The sequence below is a fragment of the Micromonospora sp. AMSO12t genome, assembly GCF_008806585.1.
In the GTDB taxonomy this organism is placed as follows: Bacteria; Actinomycetota; Actinomycetes; order Mycobacteriales; family Micromonosporaceae; genus Micromonospora; species Micromonospora reichwaldensis.
Genome location: NZ_WAAS01000568.1, coordinates 1 through 376, shown reverse-complemented (window position 1 = coordinate 376; position 376 = coordinate 1). Strand labels below are relative to the sequence as shown.

Sequence of the window (376 nt, the reverse complement as noted above, 5' to 3'; positions counted from 1 at the left end):
ACACCGGCATCGGCACCCTGGCCGATCCCACCGCGCTGGCCGCCCTGGAAACGTGGGACGAGGGCGCGGTGACGGACGTCTTCGTCGCGGACGAGCCCGCGGGCGGGCCGGTGCCGGGGCACGTCGCCGCGGTGCTCGACGAGGCGACCGGGGCCAACGTGGTGACGGTCTGGTCCGGCTGGGGCGACGGCTGCTACGGCACCTGGATCGGGCGGACCGCCGACGGCCGGGTCACCTCGTTCGTGACCGACTTCATGGTGGTGCCGGGGCCGGCGTGACCCGTGCGGCGGGAGCGGCCACGGTCGAGGCGGCGCGGTGGGCGGCCGGGCGGGTACCGTGTGCGTCGGCTTTCCCCCCGGCACTCCGATGCCGGTGC

1 protein-coding gene is annotated in these 376 nt (G+C 76.6%); it reads left to right on the top strand.

What is annotated here, in order from left to right:
* The coding region (locus tag F6X68_RS32990) for a DUF4241 domain-containing protein (protein WP_151457874.1) at window positions 1-278 on the top strand (278 nt) is incomplete at its 5' end.
* Window positions 279-376 lie beyond the last annotated feature (98 nt).